The organism is Streptomyces sp. NPDC127177 (assembly GCF_042672475.1).
Taxonomy (GTDB): Bacteria; Actinomycetota; Actinomycetes; order Streptomycetales; family Streptomycetaceae; genus Streptomyces.
This window is the reverse complement of the sequence record NZ_JBHXUW010000050.1, coordinates 45,436-62,735: the sequence shown is the minus strand read 5'-3', so window position 1 is coordinate 62,735 and position 17,300 is coordinate 45,436. Positions and strand designations below refer to the sequence as shown.

Sequence of the window (17,300 nt, the reverse complement as noted above, 5' to 3'; positions counted from 1 at the left end):
GGTGGGTACCGGACGCACCGCCCCCTGAGGACGTACGGGACGGGCTCAGCCCTCGACGCCGAGCTTCTCCAGGATCAGCTCACGCACCCGGGCCGCGTCCGCCTGGCCGCGGGTGGCCTTCATGACGGCGCCGACGAGCGCGCCGGCCGCGGCGACCTTGCCGCCACGGATCTTGTCCGCGATGGCGGCGTTGCCCGCGATGGCCTCGTCCACGGCCGTGGACAGCGCGCCCTCGTCGGAGACGACCTTCAGGCCGCGCTTCTCGACGACGGTGTCCGGGTCGCCCTCGCCCGCGAGGACACCCTCCAGCACCTGACGGGCCAGCTTGTCGTTGAGGTCGCCCGAGGCGACGAGCTCGGCCACCCGGGCGACCTGCACCGGAGTGACGGGCAGCTCGTCGAGGCCGCGGCCGGTCTCGTTGGCGTTACGGGCCAGCTCGCCCATCCACCACTTGCGGGCCTGGTCCGACGGCGCGCCCTCCTCGATCGTGGCGACGATCAGATCGACCGCGCCCGCGTTGAGGATGGACTGCATGTCGTGCTCCGAGACGCCCCACTCCTCCTTGAGCCGTGCGCGGCGCAGCCGCGGCAGCTCGGGGAGTCCCTTGCGCAGCTCCTCGACCCACTCCCGGGCCGGGGCGACCGGTACCAGGTCGGGCTCCGGGAAGTAGCGGTAGTCCTCGGCGTTGTCCTTGATGCGGCCGGCCGTGGTGGAGCCGTCCTCCTCGTGGAAGTGCCGGGTCTCCTGCACGATCGTGCCGCCGGAGTTCAGCACCGCGGCGTGGCGCTGGATCTCGAACCGGGCGGCCCGCTCGACGGAACGCAGGGAGTTCACGTTCTTCGTCTCGGAGCGGGTGCCGAACGTCTCGCGGCCGTGCGGGCGCAGCGACAGGTTGACGTCGCAGCGCATCTGGCCCATTTCCATCCGGGCCTCCGAGACGCCGAGCGCCTTGATGAGCTCGCGCAGCTCGGCGACGTACGCCTTGGCGACCTCGGGTGCCCGCGCACCCGCTCCCTCGATCGGCTTGGTGACGATCTCGATGAGCGGGATGCCCGCGCGGTTGTAGTCGAGCAGGGAGTGGGACGCGCCGTGGATACGGCCGGTGGCACCGCCGACGTGGGTCGACTTGCCGGTGTCCTCCTCCATGTGGGCGCGCTCGATCTGCACCCGGAAGATCTCGCCGTCCTCCAGCTGGACGTCCAGATAGCCGTCGAAGGCGATCGGCTCGTCGTACTGCGAGGTCTGGAAGTTCTTCGGCATGTCCGGATAGAAGTAGTTCTTCCGGGCGAAGCGGCACCACTCGGCGATCTCGCAGTTCAGCGCGAGACCGATCTTGATGGCGGACTCGACGCCGATCTCGTTGACGACCGGCAGGGCGCCGGGCAGTCCGAGACAGACCGGGCAGGTCTGGGAGTTCGCGTCCTGCTTGAGCTCGGTGGAACAGCCGCAGAACATCTTGGTCTTGGTGCCGAGCTCGACATGGACCTCCAGGCCCATGACGGGGTCGTACGTGGCGAGGGCGCCCTCGTACGACTCCAGGTCAATGACAGTCACGGTGAAAACTTTCCCTCTCAGCCCAGCAGGACGTCGTCGTCGCCGAGACGCTTCAGTTCGCGATAGAGGATCGCGAGGCCGGTGACGATGGCGGCGGCGGACACCGCGGCGTCGATGAGCCGCAGCACGTCGTTGTCGTTGCGCGCGAGCTTCGCCTGCTTGGCGACGCTGATCGCGCCGAACGCGGTGCTTCCGAGCGATACGTACAGCCCGGTCTTCGACTTCTTGAAGTTCTTGGCCTGCTTTGCCATGGCACTCACAACGACGGAGCCTCCTCGAGCAGTGGGTGCCCCCACCTTTCCACGAACGCGGCCTCGACGGCGGCTCCGACCTTGTACAGCCGGTCGTCCTTCATGGCGGGGGCGATGATCTGCAGCCCGACCGGCAGGCCGTCCTCGGGCGCCAGGCCGCAGGGCAGCGACATCGCGGCGTTGCCGGCCAGGTTGGTCGGAATGGTGCACAGGTCCGCGAGATACATCGCCATCGGGTCGTCGGCGCGCTCGCCGATCGGGAAGGCGGTGGTGGGCGTCGTCGGGGAGACGATGACGTCCACCTGCTCGAAGGCCTTCTCGAAGTCCCGCGTGATCAGGGTGCGGACCTTCTGCGCCGAACCGTAGTAGGCGTCGTAGTAGCCGGAGCTCAGCGCGTACGTACCGAGGATGATGCGGCGCTTCACCTCGTCACCGAAGCCGGCCTCGCGGGTGAGCGCGGTGACGTCCTCGGCGGACTTGGTGCCGTCGTCGCCGACCCGCAGGCCGTAGCGCATGGCGTCGAAGCGGGCGAGGTTCGAGGAACACTCGGACGGCGCGATGAGGTAGTACGCCGAAAGGCCCAGGTCGAAGGACGGGCAGTCCAGCTCGACGACCGTGGCGCCGAGCGACTTCAGCAGCTCGACCGACTCGTTGAAGCGCTGGACGACGCCGGCCTGGTAGCCCTCGCCGGAGAACTGCTTGACGACACCGACGCGCATGCCCTGGACCGAGCCGTTGCGCGCGGCCTCGACCACCGGCGGGACCGGGGCGTCGATGGAGGTCGAGTCGAGCGGGTCGTGTCCGGCGATGGCCTCGTGCAGCAGGGCCGCGTCCAGGACCGTACGGGCGCAGGGGCCGCCCTGGTCGAGGGAGGAGGAGAAGGCCACCATGCCGTAGCGGGAGACGCCGCCGTAGGTGGGCTTGACGCCGACGGTGCCGGTGACGGCGGCGGGCTGGCGGATCGAGCCGCCGGTGTCCGTGCCGATGGCGAGCGGGGCCTCGAAGGAGGCGAGCGCGGCCGAGGAACCGCCGCCGGAGCCGCCCGGGATGCGGGTGAGGTCCCACGGGTTGCCGGTGGGACCGTAGGCGCTGTTCTCGGTGGAGGACCCCATGGCGAACTCGTCCATGTTGGTCTTGCCGAGGATGACGACGTCGGCGGCCTTCAGCCTCTTGGTGACGGTCGCGTCGTAGGGCGGGACCCAGCCCTCGAGGATCTTCGAGCCGACGGTGGTCGGCATGTCCTCGGTGGTGAAGATGTCCTTCAGCGCGAGCGGGACGCCGGCCAGCGGGCCGAGCTTCTCGCCCGCGGCCCTCTTGGCGTCGACGGCGCGGGCCTGCGCGAGCGCGCCCTCGCGGTCGACGTGCAGGAAGGCGTGGACCTTCTCGTCGACGGCCTCGATCCGGGCCAGGTGGGCCTCGGTGACCTCGACGGCCGTGAGCTCACCGGAAGCGATCTTCGCGGCGGTCTCGGCGGCGGTGAGCTTGATGATGGTGCTGATGTCCGTCATGGCTTTTTAGTCCTCCCCCAGGATCTGCGGCACCTTGAAACGCTGCTGCTCCTGGGCAGGGGCGCCGGAGAGCGCCTGCGCGGGGGTGAGCGAGGGACGGACCTCGTCCGCCCGCATGACGTTGGTCAGCGGCAGCGGATGGGAGGTCGGCGGTACGTCTTGGTCGGCGACCTCGGAGACGCGGGCGACCGCGCCGATGATGTCGTCGAGCTGACCGGCGAAGTGATCGAGCTCTTCGCCCTTCAGCTCCAGACGCGCCAGCCGGGCGAGGTGGGCGACCTCCTCGCGCGTGATGCCAGGCATGCAGCGATCCTCAGGGGTTGGTGTGTGGTTTTGGCCGGGGGCCGGCGGCACATTTCCACCGTCCGTCCGAAGGGCGGCAGGTGGAAATATGCCGCCGGCCCCCAATCCTATGGGGTCCCCCGGCGCCCGAGGACAAGGCCGCCGCAGGGCACCGGCCGAGCCCGCCCGCCGCTCATGGTCAAAGCCCCCGCAGAGCTCCGGCCAAGCCCGCCCGCCGCCCGAGGACGAAGCCGCAACCGGGCGCCGATCAGACCGTCCGGCGATTGAGGACACAGCGGCGACCGGGCGCCGCCGGTCACCTCACCGCAGGCCCCACGCCCCGTGCCCGCGCTACGTCGTCGCGGGCCGCGAGTCGACCGTCCGCCCCGAGGGCCGCTGCTCCAGCTCCGGCGTCACCGCGGCGGCCGCACCCGCGGCCGTACCCGCCGCCGCTGCGGCCGCCGCGGCCGCAGCGAGCTCCGCCGGCCGCCGCCACCCGTGCTCCCCCCGCGCCCGCAGCCAAGCCGTCGTCTCCTGGGGTGGCATCGCGGCCGCCACCAGCCAGCCCTGCACCGCGTCGCAGCGCAGGTCCCGCAGCCGCTCCCAGGTCTCGTCGTCCTCGACGCCCTCGGCGACCACCAGCAGCCCCAGCGAGTGCGCCAGGTCGATCGTGCAGCGGACGATCTCCGCGTCCTCGTGGTCGATGGCGAGCCTGGCCACGAAGGACCGGTCGATCTTGAGCTCGCTGACCGGCAGCCGGCGCAGATGGACCAGTGAGGAGTACCCCGTCCCGAAGTCGTCCAGGGACATCTTCACGCCGTGGCCGGTCAGCCCGGCCAGGGTGTCCGCGGCCCGCTGCGGGTCCTCCAGCAGCACGTGTTCCGTTATCTCCAGCTGGAGCGCACCGGCCGGGACCCCGTGCCGCGCCAGCCGGGCCGCGACACCGCCCGCGAAACCGGGGGTGTGCACGTCGCGCGGGGAGACGTTGACCGCGACCGGGACGAACAGCCCCTGCGCCCGCCACCTGGCGACCTGCGCCAGCGCCGTCTCCAGTACGTACTCGGTGAGGTGCGGCATCAGCCCGGACGACTCGGCGATGGCGATGAACTCGTCCGGAGGGACCCGGCCCCGCTCCGGGTGCACCCAGCGGACCAGCGCCTCCAGGCCGGCCACCTGGCCGTCGAAGCGGACCTTCGGCTGGTAGTGCAGCTCCACCTCGCCGGCGTCCAGCGCGCGCCGCAGATCGCCGAGCAGCCCGAGCCGGTCCGGGGTGTTGCTGTCGCGCTTGGACTCGTACACCTCGACGCCCGTGCGGTCGCGCTTGGCCTGGTACATCGCCACGTCCGCGCGCCGCAGCAGCCCCTCAGCGTCCAGCGCGTGGTCGGGGTGGACCGCGACGCCCGCGCTGGCCTCCAGCACCAGGGTGAGCCCGTCCAGGTCCAGCGGGGAGGAGAGTCCGGCAACCAGATGGCGGGCGACCCGCTGGACGCTGGTGGTGGAGTCCGCGGCCGGCAGCAGGACGGCGAACTCGTCACCGCCGAGCCTGGCGGCCTCCGCCCCGCGCGGCAGGGCGAGACGCAGCCGTTCCGCTATCTGCAGCAGGAGCCGGTCCCCCGCCAGGTGACCGAGGGTGTCGTTGACCGCCCGGAAACGGTCGAGGTCGATGAGGACGAGGCCGACCCGGGTGCCGAGGCCCTCGGCCTCCTCCAGGGCCGTCCAGGTGCGTTCCAGCAGCCACTGCCGGTTCGGCAGCCCGGTCAGCGGGTCGCGCAGCTGCTCCTCGGCCCTGGCCCGGGCGATCCAGAGCGTGGAGTCCAGCGCGATCAGCGGAACGGCGAACAGCGGCAGCAGTACGGGCATGGCTATGGCGACGACGCAGATCAGCGGCGCGATGCCGAGCAGGGCGACCGCGATGAGACCCTGCCGCAGCAGGGCGGTGCGGGCGGCGGTCGGCAGCCCGCCGCCCTGGGGGGACCGGGCGTACCACAGCAGGACCCGGGTGACGAGCAGATAGGTGGAGGCGGCGAGGAGGACCTCGGGGACGGCGTCGATGCCCCAGTCGAGTGGCTGCCAGGGCGACTCGACGGTCTGCACCTCGCCGAACGCGGCCATGACCAGCGCCGCGGCTCCCACCCCCAGGATGTCCACCGCCCCGTGCAGCAGCCCCTGCCACCAGCGGTGCCTGCGGGCCATCCCGACGAGGACGACCACGACCAGGCTGACCAGGCCCGCGGGCACCCAGCCGTAGAGCAGCAGCACGGCGAGCGTGAGGGCGGCCCCGGATCCGGTGCCGCCCCACCAGCGGTCGCGGCCGAGCGCGACCAGGTGCCCGACGACGATCCCGGTGAGCACGGCGAGCGACCAGCCGGCCGTGCCGGCCGGGAAGAGGGCGTGCCCGCCGCTCAGGGTGCGGTAGAAGCCGGTCGCGAGCTGGACGGTGGCGAGGGCCACGACCGCGGCACCCACCTTGGGCGTGAATCCGGCGAAACCCTGCAGCCGCGACACCGGTGCGGCGTTCTCGGTCGGTTTCATTCCGTCCCTCTCACAGCCGGCGGTGCCGATGTCACCTGATGGTTCCGTTCCGTGCCACCGCGCCCCGGCCCACCCGGTCGCCGGGCCGCCGCAGGCGCATCCCTCAACAGTAGGCCGCAGAAGGCTTCCAGGGGCAGCGCTCTACATCTCTTGCCCGAATGCAAACCGACCACCCATCAGCATCTGCTATGCGCCGGCCGGGTGAATCCGCGCGTGGGCCCGCCGCTCCCCGGGCGCCGGGCTCCGCGCTGCGGCCCTACTCCCCGGCCGGCACCGCCGCCTCGCGCGCCGCGTCGGGGCCTTCCGCGAGCAGTACGGCGAAACCGTCCTCGTCCAGCACGGGCACCTTCAGCTGCACGGCCTTGTCGTACTTCGACCCCGGGTTGTCGCCGACGACGACGAAGGCGGTCTTCTTCGAAACGGAACCCGTCACCTTCGCCCCGCGGCTCTGGAGGGCTTCTTTCGCGCCATCCCTGGTGTGCGAGGCCAGCGTCCCGGTGACGACGACGGTGAGCCCTTCGAGGGGCCTCGGTCCCTCGTCCTCGCCGGCCCCCTGGTCCTCCATCCGGACCCCGGCCTCCCGCCACTTGCGCAGGATCTCCCGGTGCCAGTCCTCGGCGAACCACGCCTTGACCGAGGCGGCGATGATCGGCCCGACCCCGTCGGCGTCGGACAGCTCCTGCTCGGTGGCCTCGTCGATCCGGTCGATGGAACGGAACTGGCGGGCCAGCTCCTGCGCGGCGACGGGTCCGACATGGCGGATCGAGAGCCCGGTGAGGATCCGGGCGAGCGGCGCCTCCTTCGCCTGGACGATGGCGTCCAGCATGGCGAGGGCGTTCTTCTTCGGTTCGCCCTGCTGGTTGGCGAAGACCAGCGCGGTCTTCTCCTCACCGCTCTTCGGGTCCCGCTTGGGCAGCCCGCTGTCCATGTCGAGGACGTAGGCCCGGATGGGCAGCAGCTGGTCGACGGTCAGCCCGAACAGGTCGCCCTCGTCGCGCAGCGGCGGTTCGGCGGGCTCCAGCGGCCTGGTCAGGGCGGCCGCCACCACATAGCCGAAGTGGTCGATGTCCAGGCACTTGCGGCCCGCGAGGTAGGCGACCCGCTCCCGCAACTGCGCCGGGCAGGAGCGGGCGTTGGGGCAGCGGACGTCGATGTCGGCCTCCTTCATCGGCCGCAGCTCCGTCCCGCACTCGGGGCACTCGGTGGGCATGACGAACGCCCGCTCGGTGCCGTCCCGGAGGTCCACGACCGGGCCGAGGATCTCCGGAATCACGTCACCGGCCTTGCGGAGGACCACCGTGTCGCCGATCAGGACGCCCTTCGCGCGGACGACGTTCTGGTTGTGCAGGGTGGCGAACTCGACCTCGGATCCGGCGACTTCCACCGGTTCGACCTGGGCGTACGGGGTGACGCGGCCGGTGCGGCCGACGCCTACCCGGATGTTGACCAGCTTGGTGTTGACCTCCTCCGGCGCGTACTTCCAGGCGATCGCCCAGCGCGGTGCGCGGGACGTGGAGCCGAGCCGGCCCTGGAGCGGGATCTCGTCGAGCTTGACGACGACCCCGTCGATCTCGTGCTCCACGGAGTGCCGGTGCTCGCCGAAGTAGGTGATGAACTCCCGCACGCCTTCGAGGGAGTCCACCACCTTGTTGTACTTGGCGGTGGGCAGCCCCCATTCGTGCAGCAGCTCGTAGGCCTGCGAGAGGCGGTCGATGTCGAAGCCCTCGCGGGCCCCGATGCCGTGCACCACCATGTGCAGCGGGCGGGATGCGGTGACCTTGGGGTCCTTCTGGCGCAGTGAACCGGCCGCCGCGTTGCGCGGGTTGGCGAAGGGCTTGTCGTCCGCCTCCACCAGCCGGGCGTTGAGCGCCTCGAATCCCTCCATCGGGAAGAAGACCTCGCCGCGGATCTCGACGAGCGCCGGGATGCGGTCGCCCTTCAGCCGGTGCGGGATGTCGGCGATCGTGCGGACGTTGGGCGTGATGTCCTCGCCGGTGCGGCCGTCACCGCGGGTGGCCGCCCGGGTCAGCAGGCCGTGCTCGTAGGTGAGGTTGACGGCGAGGCCGTCGATCTTGAGCTCGCACAGGAAGTGGTACCCGGTGGAGCCGACGTCCCGTGCGACCCGCTCGCCCCAGGTGGCCAGTTCCTCGTCGTCGAAGGCGTTGTCCAGGGACAGCATCCGTTCGCGGTGCTCGACGGAGGTGAATTCCGTCCGGTAGGGGCCCGCGACCTTCTGCGAGGGCGAGTCCGGCGTGCGCAGCGGCGGGTGGGCGTCCTCCAGGCCCTCCAGCTCGCGCATCAGCCGGTCGAACTCGGCGTCGCTGACGACCGGCTGGTCGTTCACGTAATAGCGGAAGCGGTGCTCCTCGATCTGCTCGGCGAGGAGCTTGTGCCGCTCCTGCGCCTCGGCCGGCACTGCCGTGCCCTGTTCGTCTGGCAGTGACCTCTGCTGTTCGCCGGCCATCGTCCCGTCCTCCCGTTACCCAGTGCCCCGTTACTCAGGGTTGTCTGCGAGCGATCTCGCGGCCCGGGCGCAGTGGGCGAGCGCGGCCCGTGCGTACGCGGGCGACGCACCCGCGAGGCCGCATGCGGGAGTGATCGCCACGGACTCGGTCAGAGTCCCCGGATTCAGCCCCAGCCTGCGCCACAGCGTCCTGACACCCATGACGCTACCGCCCGGGTCCGACAATTGGCCCGAGGCCGGGTCGGTGCCCGGCACCACCCCGAGGAAGATCTGGGTGCCGCCCTCGACGGCTTCCCCGATCGTCTCCTCCTCACGCTCGGTGAGCAGGGAGAAGTCGAAGGAGATGCCGTCCGCCCCGGCCCGGCGCAGCAGCGCGAACGGCACCTCGGGTGCGCAGGTGTGGACGAGCGTCGCGTCCTCGCCGGCCGCGCCCAGCACGTCGCGCAGGGTGGACTCGACGACCTGCCGGTCCACGGCCCGGTAGGTGCGGTAGCCGCTGGCCGTCCTGACCCGTCCGAGCAGGACACCGGTCAGGGAGGGCTCGTCGAGCTGGAGGATCACCCGGGCCCCGGGCATTCGCCGCCGTACCTCGGCGAGGTGGTTGCGCAGGCCCTCCGCGAGCGAGCCCGCCAGGTCGCGGCAGGCGCCGGGGTCCCCGAGCACGGCCTCGCCGCCCCGGCGCTCCAGTGCGGCGGCCAGCGTCCACGGGCCGACGGCCTGCACCTTGAGCGGGCCCTCGTAGCCCTGGGTGAACTCCTCCAGCGCGTCGAGGTCCTCGCCGAGCCAGGAACGGGCCCGGCGGGTGTCGCGTCCCGGCCGGTCGCTGATCCGCCAGCCGCTCGGCTCGACGTGCCCGTACATCTCGACCAGCAGCCCGATGGTCCGTCCGATCATGTCCGCGCCCGGTCCGCGGGCGGGCAGTTCCGCCAGGTACGGGATGCCCTGGCCGTCCCCGAAGGAACCGGTGACGGTCTTCGCCGCCTCCCGCGCGTCCCCTCCGGGCATCGAACCGATTCCGGTGGCCGGGCACCCGCTGAACTTGCTCTTCTCGCTCACCCGGGAAGCCTACGGCGGTTCCCGGCCGGTGCCGTCAGCGGCCGGGGCGCACCGTGAGGTCGTTGACCTCGGCGTCGCGCGGCAGGTCGATCGCCATCAGGATCGTGGTCGCGACCGTCTCGGGGTCGATCCAGCGCTCGGCGTCGTACTCCTTGCCCTCCTGCTGGTGCACCTTGGCCTGCATGGGGCTCGCGGTGCGCCCGGGATAGACGGAGGTCACCCGGACCCCGTTGCCGTGCTCCTCGTGGCGCAGCGAGTCGGCCAGGGCCTTCAGTCCGTGCTTGCTCGCCGCGTAGGCGCTCCACTCGGCGTGGGCGGCGAGCCCGGCGCCGGAGTTGACGAAGAGGACGTGGCCCTCGGCTACTCGCAGCTGGGGCAGGAAGAGCCGGGTCACCTCGGCGGGGGCGACGAGGTTGGCGTTGAGCTGCATGTGCCAGGCCTTGGGCGTGAGCTCGCCGACCCGGCCGAGCTCGACGACGCCCGCGATGTGCAGCAGCGAGTCGAGCCGTTCCGGCATCGGCTGCTGGGCGAAGGCCCAGGAGAGCCGGTCCGGGTTGGAGAGGTCGCCGACGATGGTGCGGGAGCCGGGGTGGAGCGCGGCGAGTTCCTTGGCGCGGCCCGCGTCACGGGCCAGGAGGACGAGATCGTCCCCCCGTTCCGTGAGACGGCGGGCGACGGCTGCGCCGATGCCGGAACCGGCACCGGTGATCAGGTGTGTGGGCATGCCCCCATCGTCGCACCCGCCGCACCGCTCCCGTCACGTCACTGCCGCCGCATCACTGCAGGCCGGCCCACTCCTCCAGATAGGCCAGGGCGCCGACCCCGTCCTCCGCGAAGAACACCAGGTCGGTCAGCGGGAGCGGCAGGAAGCCCTCCTCCTCCATGCGCTGGAACTGCTGGCGCAGACCGTCGTAGAAACCCGCCGTGTTGAGCAGCACCACGGGCTTGGTGTGCTTGCCGTGCTTCTTGAGCTCAAGGATCTCGGTGGCCTCGTCGAGCGTGCCGGTGCCGCCCACCATGATCACCACGGCGTCGGCCTTCTCCAGGAGCAGTGCCTTGCGCTCGGCGAGATCGCGGGCGATCACCATCTCGTCGGCGTCGGTACGCGCCTTCGCGGCCAGGAAGTCCACCGACACCCCGACCAGCTTTCCGCCCGTCGCCTGCACCCCGTCGGCCACGACCTTCATCAGCCCGCTCTCCGAGCCGCCCCAGACCAGGGTGTGTCCGCCCCGGCCGAGCAGTTCGGCGAATTCGCGGGCGGGCCCGGTGTAGCGCTCGTCGAGGTCGGCGGCGGAGAGAAAAACACAGATCTTCATGGGGCCACGGTAGAACCCGCCACCGACGGTCCCGGATCCGGGATCAGGAGCCCGGGATCAGGGATCGGGAATCGGCGATCGGGGATCAGGGATCAGGGGCGGGATCCCGGTCCCTGGGAAGAAACGCGCCGGCCGCACGGCTGAGAAAGACATGACTGCCATCCGAGGACACCGCATCACCGTCGAGCCCGGCACCGAGCACGTGCGCGTGGTCCGCGACGGGCTGCTGCTCGCCGAGAGCCGTCGCCCGCTCGTGCTGCGCGAGACGGGCTGTCCGGTCCGCTACTACCTGCCGCCCGAGGACGTCCGTACCGAACTGCTGACGGCATCGGACACCCGTACCCACTGTCCCTTCAAGGGGGACGCCTCCTACTGGTCGCTGCCGGACGCGGCGGATCTCGTCTGGGCGTACCCGGAGCCGAAGGAGGAAGTCGCCGCGATCAAGGACCACTTCTGCTTCTACGAGACCGAGGCCGTAGGAAGCTGACACCTGACGGGCTGTCCTGGCGGGCTGTCCCGACGGGCTGTCCTGGCGTGCTGTCCTGGCGTGCTGTCCCACGAGCCGTCAACACCCCCTTCGAGCCGCGGAGAAGAGAAAGTCCAGAAACTTCTTCGCGTTCGGCGATGAGTTTGAGGGCGGCCCTCGGTCCACCCTCACATGGACAAGACTCTCTCCCGCGACGGCACCCTGATCGCGTACCGGCGCCGGGGTGAAGGGCGGCCGTTGATTCTGGTGGGCGGGGCACTCGCCACCGCCCGGACCGAGGCGCCGCTGGCACGTCTCCTCGCGCCGCGCCTGCACGTCGTCACGTACGACAGGCGCGGCCGGGGCGACAGCGGCGACAGCGCTCCGTACGCGGTGGAGCGCGAGATCGAGGACCTGAGCGCGGTCGCGGAGGCCGTGGGCGACCGCCCCTCGGTCTTCGGTGTGGGGGCCGGCGGCGCGCTGGCCCTGGAGGCGCAGGCGGCCGGTCTCCCCATCGATCTGCTCGCCGTGTACGAGCCGCCGTACACCCCGGGCGAGGCCGGGCTGGTGTTCAAGGCCCGCTGCACGGCCCGGCTGCACCGGCTGCTGTCCGCCGGTGACCGGGGCGGGGCGGTGGAGCTGTTCCTGTCCGCCACCGGTGTGCCGGCCGGTCTGATCGCCAGGATGCGGAGTGCGCCGCTGTGGCGGAACCTGGAGTCCGTGGCGCACACCCTGGCGTACGACGACGCGCTGCTGGGCGACGGCTCCGTGCCGGCCGAGCGGTTCGCCTCCGTCACGGCGCGCACCCTGGTGGTCAGCGGCGGCTCCAGCGCGTCCGCCGCCCGGGCGGCGACGCGGCTGCTGGCGGACGCCCTGCCCCGGGGCCGTCATCGCACGCTCACGGGCCAGACCCGGGAGCTCGCGCCACAGGTGATCGCTCCGGTGCTGGCGGAGTTCTTCACCCGGGACGTGCACGTACACCAGGCGTCCTGAGAACGCTCGGGCGGGCCGGGGGGCCGAAGCACCCCGCGCGGCTGCGCCCGTACAGGGGTCGGGCGCTGCCGTGCGGGGCCGGGGGTCGGCCGGTTGCCCGGCTTCACCATCGGGGCCGTCAAGCCGGTGCGCGGAGCTCGGGGCGATCCGGCTTACCGCGCCCCCACGGATTCGGCGTCCGGTGCGGTCCGGGCGCCGTAGAACTACCGGGCTTGAGCCGGGCGGCCGGGTCGCGTCTCACCGCGGCCCCGGCCGCCGAGCCTGCCCGCCGGGTCAGCCGGCGGGTGCCGCGGCCGCCTCGCGCCGCGCGGTCGTCGCGATCGTCGCGGAGCCGACGACCCGGGTGCCGTCGTACAGCACGACCGCCTGGCCGGGGGCCACGCCCCGTACCGGTTCGGCGAACGAGACGTGCAGGGTCCCGTCGAGCAGTTCGGCCGTCACCTCGGTCTCACCGCCGTGGGCGCGCAGCTGGGCGGTGTAGGTGCCGGGACCCGACGGCGGTGTGCCGCACCAGCGGGGCCTGATCGCGGTCAGGGCCGTCACGTCGAGGGCTTCGACGGGGCCGACGGTGACCGTGTTGTTCACCGGGGAGATGTCCAGGACGTAGCGCGGCTTGCCGTCGGCGGCGGGGTGGCCGATGCGCAGGCCCTTGCGCTGGCCGATGGTGAAGCCGAAGGCGCCCTCGTGGGTGCCGAGCTTCGTACCGGACTCGTCGAGGATGTCGCCCTCCGCGGTGCCGCCGAGGCGGTCGGCCAGGAAGCCCTGGGTGTCGCCGTCGGCGATGAAGCAGATGTCGTGGCTGTCGGGCTTCTTGGCGACGGCGAGACCGCGGCGTTCGGCCTCGGCGCGGATCTCGTCCTTGGTGGTGAGGGTGTCACCGAGCGGGAACATCGCGTGCGCGAGCTGGCGCTCGTCCAGGACACCCAGTACGTAGCTCTGGTCCTTGGCCATGTCGGAGGCGCGGTGCAGCTCGCGGCCGCCGTCGTCGCCGAGGACGACGGTGGCGTAGTGGCCCGTGCAGACCGCGTCGAAGCCGAGGGCGAGTGCCTTGTCGAGCAGCGCGGCGAACTTGATCTTCTCGTTGCAGCGCAGGCACGGATTGGGGGTGCGCCCCGCCTCGTACTCGGCGACGAAGTCCTCCACGACGTCCTCACGGAAGCGTTCCGCCAGGTCCCAGACGTAGAAGGGGATGCCGATGACGTCCGCGGCGCGGCGGGCGTCACGGGAGTCCTCGATCGTGCAACAGCCCCGGGCCCCGGTCCTGAAGGACTGCGGGTTCGCGGAGAGGGCGAGGTGCACACCGGTCACGTCGTGGCCCGCCTCGGCGGCTCGGGCCGCGGCGACGGCGGAGTCGACTCCGCCCGACATGGCGGCGAGCACACGGAGGGGGCGCTGGGAAGTCTGAGTCATAGCTCCACCAGGGTACGGGGCCCCGGGAACCGAACGCTCATGGATATGCGTTGTCGACCATATGGGGACCAAGGGCACCGCGGGCGAGACCGGCACCGGCATCAGCCGGCGCTCGGTGCTGATCGGCGGTGCCGTCACGGCGGCGGGCACGGCGGCGCTGGCCCGGGACCGGCTGAAGCGTGCCTGGTGGCGGATGCCGGGGGTGGAGAAGCCGCGCACACCCGGAGCGGTGGACTACGCCCGCGCCGAGTGGACGGCCGCCTCCGAGGCGAACTGGCGGCGGGCGGACCGTCCCGACGACTACCCGGTCGACCGGGTAGTCATCCATGTCACCCAGGGCAGTTTCCGGGGAGCGGTCAGCGCCTTCCAGAACCCACGGCACGGGGCGGCGGCGCACTACATCGTGCGCAAGGACGGCCATGTGACGCAGATGATCCGCGAGCTGGACGTGGCGTTCCACGCGGGGAACCGCTCGTACAACGAACGCAGTGTCGGCATCGAGCACGAGGGTTTCGTGGACCGCCCGCAGGACTTCACTCCCGCGATGTACGCGGCATCGGCCCGGCTGACCGCGGCGATATGCGGGCGGTACGGGATACCGGTGGACCGCAAGCACATCATCGGTCATGTGGAGGTGCCGGGCACCGATCACACGGATCCGGGGAAGCACTGGGACTGGGACCGTTACATGAAGCTGGTGCGGGCCGCGAAGCGCTGAACCCGGGCCCGGCCGGCCCCGGGTTCAGCTGAGCCCCGCCGTCCTGGCCCGCGCCACCGCCGGGCCGATCACCCGGGCGACGTCCTCGACGTCCTGCTTGGTCGAGGTGTGGCCGAGCGAGAAGCGCAGGGTGCCGCGCGCCAGGTCCGGATCGGTGCCGGTGGCGAGCAGTACGTGACTTGGCTGGGCGATCCCGGCCGTGCAGGCGGAGCCGGTCGAGCACTCGATGCCCTGGGCGTCCAGCAGCAGCAGGAGGGAATCGCCCTCGCAGCCGGGGAAGGTGAAGTGCGCGTTGGCGGGCAGCCGTCCGCCGGGGGCCGGGTCGCCGCCGAGGAGGGCGTCGGGGACCTCCGCGAGCACGGCCGCGACGAGCTGGTCGCGGAGGCCGCCGATCTCCCGGGCGAAGTCCTCGCGGCCGTCCGCGGCGATCCGTCCCGCGACGGCGAAGGCGGCGACGGCGGGCACGTCGAGGGTGCCCGAGCGCACATGACGCTCCTGGCCGCCGCCGTGCAGCACGGGAACGGGGGTGTACTCACGGCCGAGCAGCAGTGCGCCGATTCCCGGCGGGCCGCCGATCTTGTGCGCGCTGACGGTCATCGCGGCCAGTCCGGAGCGGGCGAAGTCGACTTCGAGCTGCCCGAAGGCCTGCACCGCGTCGGCGTGCATCGGGACGTCGAACTCACGCGCGACAGCGGCCAGTTCGCGCACCGGCAGGACGGTGCCGATCTCGTTGTTGGCCCACATCACGGTGACCATCGCGACGTCGTCGGGGTTACGGGCCAGCGCCTCGCGCAGCACGTCCGGGTGGACGCGGCCGTACCGGTCGACGGGGAGGTACTCGACGGTCGCGCCCTCGTGCTCGCCGAGCCAGTCCACGGCGTCCAGCACCGCGTGGTGCTCGACGGGACTGGCCAGTACCCGGGTGCGTCGCGGGTCGGCGTCGCGGCGGGCCCAGTACAGGCCCTTCACCGCGAGGTTGTCCGATTCGGTGCCGCCGGAGGTGAGGACCACCTCGCTGGGGCGGGCGCCGAGGGCGTCGGCGAGGGTCTCTCTGGACTCCTCGACGGTACGGCGGGCCCGGCGCCCGGCGGCGTGCAGGGAGGACGCGTTGCCGGTGACAGCGAGCTGGGCGGTCATCGCCGCGATCGCTTCCGGAAGCATCGGCGTGGTCGCGGCGTGGTCGAGGTAAGCCATGGTGGGCTCGATTCTACGAGCCTGCGGCGGGGCGTACGGCGGGCGCATGGCGTCCCGGTGCCCGCGCACCGCGGAAGGTGCGTCTCACGCGCCCCGCTCCGGAGCCCGATCCGGTGGGGAGAGCGTCGGGAATCGGTGCTCCGTCAGCCGCCGAAGTTCCAGCCGACGGCGCCGTCGCCGCCGACGAGGAAGGCCAGGATCACCAGGTCGGCGATGCCGAGGCCGAGGCCCAGGAGGGCGCGGCCGCGGCGGGCGGTGGAACGGACGAGAGCGATGCCCGCCATGACGATGGCCGCCGGGCCGAGCAGGATGTTCATCACCAGCAGACCGACGAGTCCGAGGACGAACGAGGCGACGGCGAGGCCGTCGGCGTCCCGGGTGGAGCGCCGGGCGACGGGGGCGGCCTCCGGAGCCACGGGGGCCTCGGGCGTCCGCGGGTCCTCGGTCCCTGTCTCCGGGGCGGATCGGCGGGCGAATGCGGTGAGCGTCATGGTGCGGACTCCTTCGGATCGGAATGCGGATCGGAATGCGGATCTGGATGCGGGCCGGGCTGCCGGCCGGGGCGCGGTCCGGCGGACGGGGCTGCCGTCACTGCGAGCGGCGGCGTACGCCCGTCCGCTCACGCACGGCGAAGACCAGCAGCCAGCAGCCGATCAGCGCGCCGAGTACGAGCGTCAGCGGCAGCGGGATCTGCGCCACCGCTCCCAGCACGATCCCCAGCAGAAGCAGGGCGACGACGAGGACGATCATGGTCAGCCTTTCCACAATTGAGAGTACGAGTGTTCACTGACTTGTCAGTCTAGACCCGCACGACCCTTCCCCGCTCCAGAGAACAGTTGTTTACTGAATGGCATGAGTCACACCGCCGGCATCCGCCAGACCCAGAAGCTGAAGACGCGCCAGGCCCTGCTGGACGCCGCCCTGGGACTGCTGGAGGACCAGAGTCTGAGCAGCCTCGGGCTGCGCGAGGTGACCCGCGCCGCCGGAGTGACACCCACGGCGTTCTACCGGCACTTCGACGACATCGCCGCGCTCGGGGTGGCTCTCGTCGAACAGACGCTGGGCAGCCTGCACGGCATGATCGGCGCGATCCTGGCCGAGACCGGCGACAGCGAGGTCCGGCTTGACCGCAGCGTCGACCTGATAACGCGCCATGTCCGCGATCAGCCCGCCCACTTCCGGTTCATCGCCCGCGAGCAGCACGGCGGGGTCGGCCAGGTCCGCGAGGCCATCGCCGCCCAGCTCCACCTCTTCGCCGAGGAGGTGGCGGCGGCGCTCACGGTGGAACCGGAGTCACGGGGCTGGAGCGAGGCGGACCTGCTGATGCTGGGCGGCCTCTACGTCGACCACATGGTGATCACCGCGTCGGCGATGCTGGACGGCGGCCCGGACGCGGAGCAGGAGGTCGCCCGGACGGCCCGCCGCAGGCTCAGGCTGATCACGCTCGGCCGACTGCACTGGCTGGACGGGCCCGGGGCCGGGTAGGGCGTGCCGGACGCCGGAGGGGCGGCACGACTTCCGGAACACTCCCCCGGCAGCCGGGCAAGCCGGGCAAG

At 71.9% G+C, this 17,300-nt stretch carries 17 protein-coding genes; 4 read left to right on the top strand and 13 right to left on the bottom strand.

The features are described from left to right. Window positions 1-45: 45 nt before the first annotated feature. The 9 genes from gatB to ACFVJX_RS27110 form a co-directional block, all read right to left on the bottom strand. Window positions 46-1,554 carry an Asp-tRNA(Asn)/Glu-tRNA(Gln) amidotransferase subunit GatB gene (gene gatB, locus ACFVJX_RS27150; RefSeq protein ID WP_384136870.1) on the bottom strand — a complete coding sequence of 503 codons (1,509 nt, stop codon included), beginning with the start codon at window positions 1,552-1,554 and terminating at the stop codon, window positions 46-48. Between the two features lie 17 nt (window positions 1,555-1,571). Next, window positions 1,572-1,805, bottom strand: a complete 234-nt coding sequence (locus tag ACFVJX_RS27145) for a hypothetical protein (protein ID WP_311314467.1) — start codon at window positions 1,803-1,805, stop codon at window positions 1,572-1,574. 5 nt (window positions 1,806-1,810) lie between these two features. Then, entirely contained in the window at window positions 1,811-3,313 is a 1,503-nt protein-coding gene (gene gatA / locus ACFVJX_RS27140; RefSeq protein WP_384136868.1) for an Asp-tRNA(Asn)/Glu-tRNA(Gln) amidotransferase subunit GatA, read from the bottom strand. 6 nt (window positions 3,314-3,319) lie between these two features. Beyond that, window positions 3,320-3,616 (bottom strand): Asp-tRNA(Asn)/Glu-tRNA(Gln) amidotransferase subunit GatC, encoded by a 297-nt coding sequence (gene gatC / locus ACFVJX_RS27135; RefSeq protein ID WP_003966094.1) that lies wholly within the window; start codon window positions 3,614-3,616, stop codon window positions 3,320-3,322. 330 nt (window positions 3,617-3,946) lie between these two features. Next, window positions 3,947-6,127: a putative bifunctional diguanylate cyclase/phosphodiesterase gene (locus ACFVJX_RS27130; RefSeq protein WP_384131692.1), complete on the bottom strand. Its 2,181-nt coding sequence runs from the start codon at window positions 6,125-6,127 to the stop codon at window positions 3,947-3,949. Between the two features lie 256 nt (window positions 6,128-6,383). Further along, entirely contained in the window at window positions 6,384-8,591 is a 2,208-nt protein-coding gene (gene ligA / locus ACFVJX_RS27125) for an NAD-dependent DNA ligase LigA (protein WP_384131689.1), read from the bottom strand. 30 nt (window positions 8,592-8,621) lie between these two features. Continuing rightward, the gene (locus tag ACFVJX_RS27120; protein WP_384131686.1) at window positions 8,622-9,647 is read right to left on the bottom strand and encodes a methionine synthase; all 1,026 of its coding nucleotides are present in this window, start codon (window positions 9,645-9,647) and stop codon (window positions 8,622-8,624) included. Window positions 9,648-9,681: 34 nt separating this feature from the next. Continuing rightward, window positions 9,682-10,371, bottom strand: a complete 690-nt coding sequence (locus ACFVJX_RS27115; RefSeq protein WP_384131683.1) for an SDR family oxidoreductase — start codon at window positions 10,369-10,371, stop codon at window positions 9,682-9,684. Window positions 10,372-10,423: 52 nt separating this feature from the next. Next, on the bottom strand, window positions 10,424-10,963 hold the full coding sequence (locus tag ACFVJX_RS27110) for a TIGR00730 family Rossman fold protein (RefSeq protein WP_384131680.1): 540 nt from the start codon (window positions 10,961-10,963) through the stop codon (window positions 10,424-10,426). 151 nt (window positions 10,964-11,114) lie between these two features. On the opposite strand from ACFVJX_RS27110, the gene ACFVJX_RS27105 reads away from it, so the two are divergent. After that, window positions 11,115-11,450, top strand: coding sequence for a DUF427 domain-containing protein (locus ACFVJX_RS27105; RefSeq protein ID WP_384131677.1), 336 nt, complete (start codon window positions 11,115-11,117; stop codon window positions 11,448-11,450). A gap of 171 nt (window positions 11,451-11,621) precedes the next feature. Next, a complete protein-coding gene (locus tag ACFVJX_RS27100; protein WP_384131675.1) occupies window positions 11,622-12,422 on the top strand; it encodes an alpha/beta fold hydrolase in 801 nt (266 codons plus the stop codon). Window positions 12,423-12,695: 273 nt separating this feature from the next. On the opposite strand, the gene mnmA is transcribed toward ACFVJX_RS27100, so the two are convergent. Further along, window positions 12,696-13,832: a tRNA 2-thiouridine(34) synthase MnmA gene (mnmA, locus tag ACFVJX_RS27095; RefSeq protein ID WP_384131673.1), complete on the bottom strand. Its 1,137-nt coding sequence runs from the start codon at window positions 13,830-13,832 to the stop codon at window positions 12,696-12,698. A gap of 61 nt (window positions 13,833-13,893) precedes the next feature. On the opposite strand from mnmA, the gene ACFVJX_RS27090 reads away from it, so the two are divergent. After that, on the top strand, window positions 13,894-14,550 hold the full coding sequence (locus ACFVJX_RS27090; protein WP_384131670.1) for an N-acetylmuramoyl-L-alanine amidase: 657 nt from the start codon (window positions 13,894-13,896) through the stop codon (window positions 14,548-14,550). Window positions 14,551-14,574: 24 nt separating this feature from the next. Here the strand turns inward: ACFVJX_RS27090 and ACFVJX_RS27085 are convergent, their stop codons facing one another. The 3 genes from ACFVJX_RS27085 to ACFVJX_RS27075 all read right to left on the bottom strand — a co-directional run bounded on the left by ACFVJX_RS27085 (window position 14,575) and on the right by ACFVJX_RS27075 (window position 16,509). Continuing rightward, complete coding sequence (locus ACFVJX_RS27085) at window positions 14,575-15,744, bottom strand: cysteine desulfurase family protein (protein WP_384131667.1); 1,170 nt, start codon at window positions 15,742-15,744, stop codon at window positions 14,575-14,577. A gap of 143 nt (window positions 15,745-15,887) precedes the next feature. After that, window positions 15,888-16,235 (bottom strand): DUF4190 domain-containing protein, encoded by a 348-nt coding sequence (locus ACFVJX_RS27080; RefSeq protein WP_384131664.1) that lies wholly within the window; start codon window positions 16,233-16,235, stop codon window positions 15,888-15,890. A gap of 97 nt (window positions 16,236-16,332) precedes the next feature. Further along, entirely contained in the window at window positions 16,333-16,509 is a 177-nt protein-coding gene (locus ACFVJX_RS27075; RefSeq protein WP_384131701.1) for a hypothetical protein, read from the bottom strand. Between the two features lie 87 nt (window positions 16,510-16,596). Between ACFVJX_RS27075 and ACFVJX_RS27070 the strand changes: the two genes are divergently transcribed. Then, entirely contained in the window at window positions 16,597-17,229 is a 633-nt protein-coding gene (locus ACFVJX_RS27070; protein WP_384131661.1) for a TetR family transcriptional regulator, read from the top strand. The last annotated feature ends 71 nt before the right edge of the window (window positions 17,230-17,300 follow it).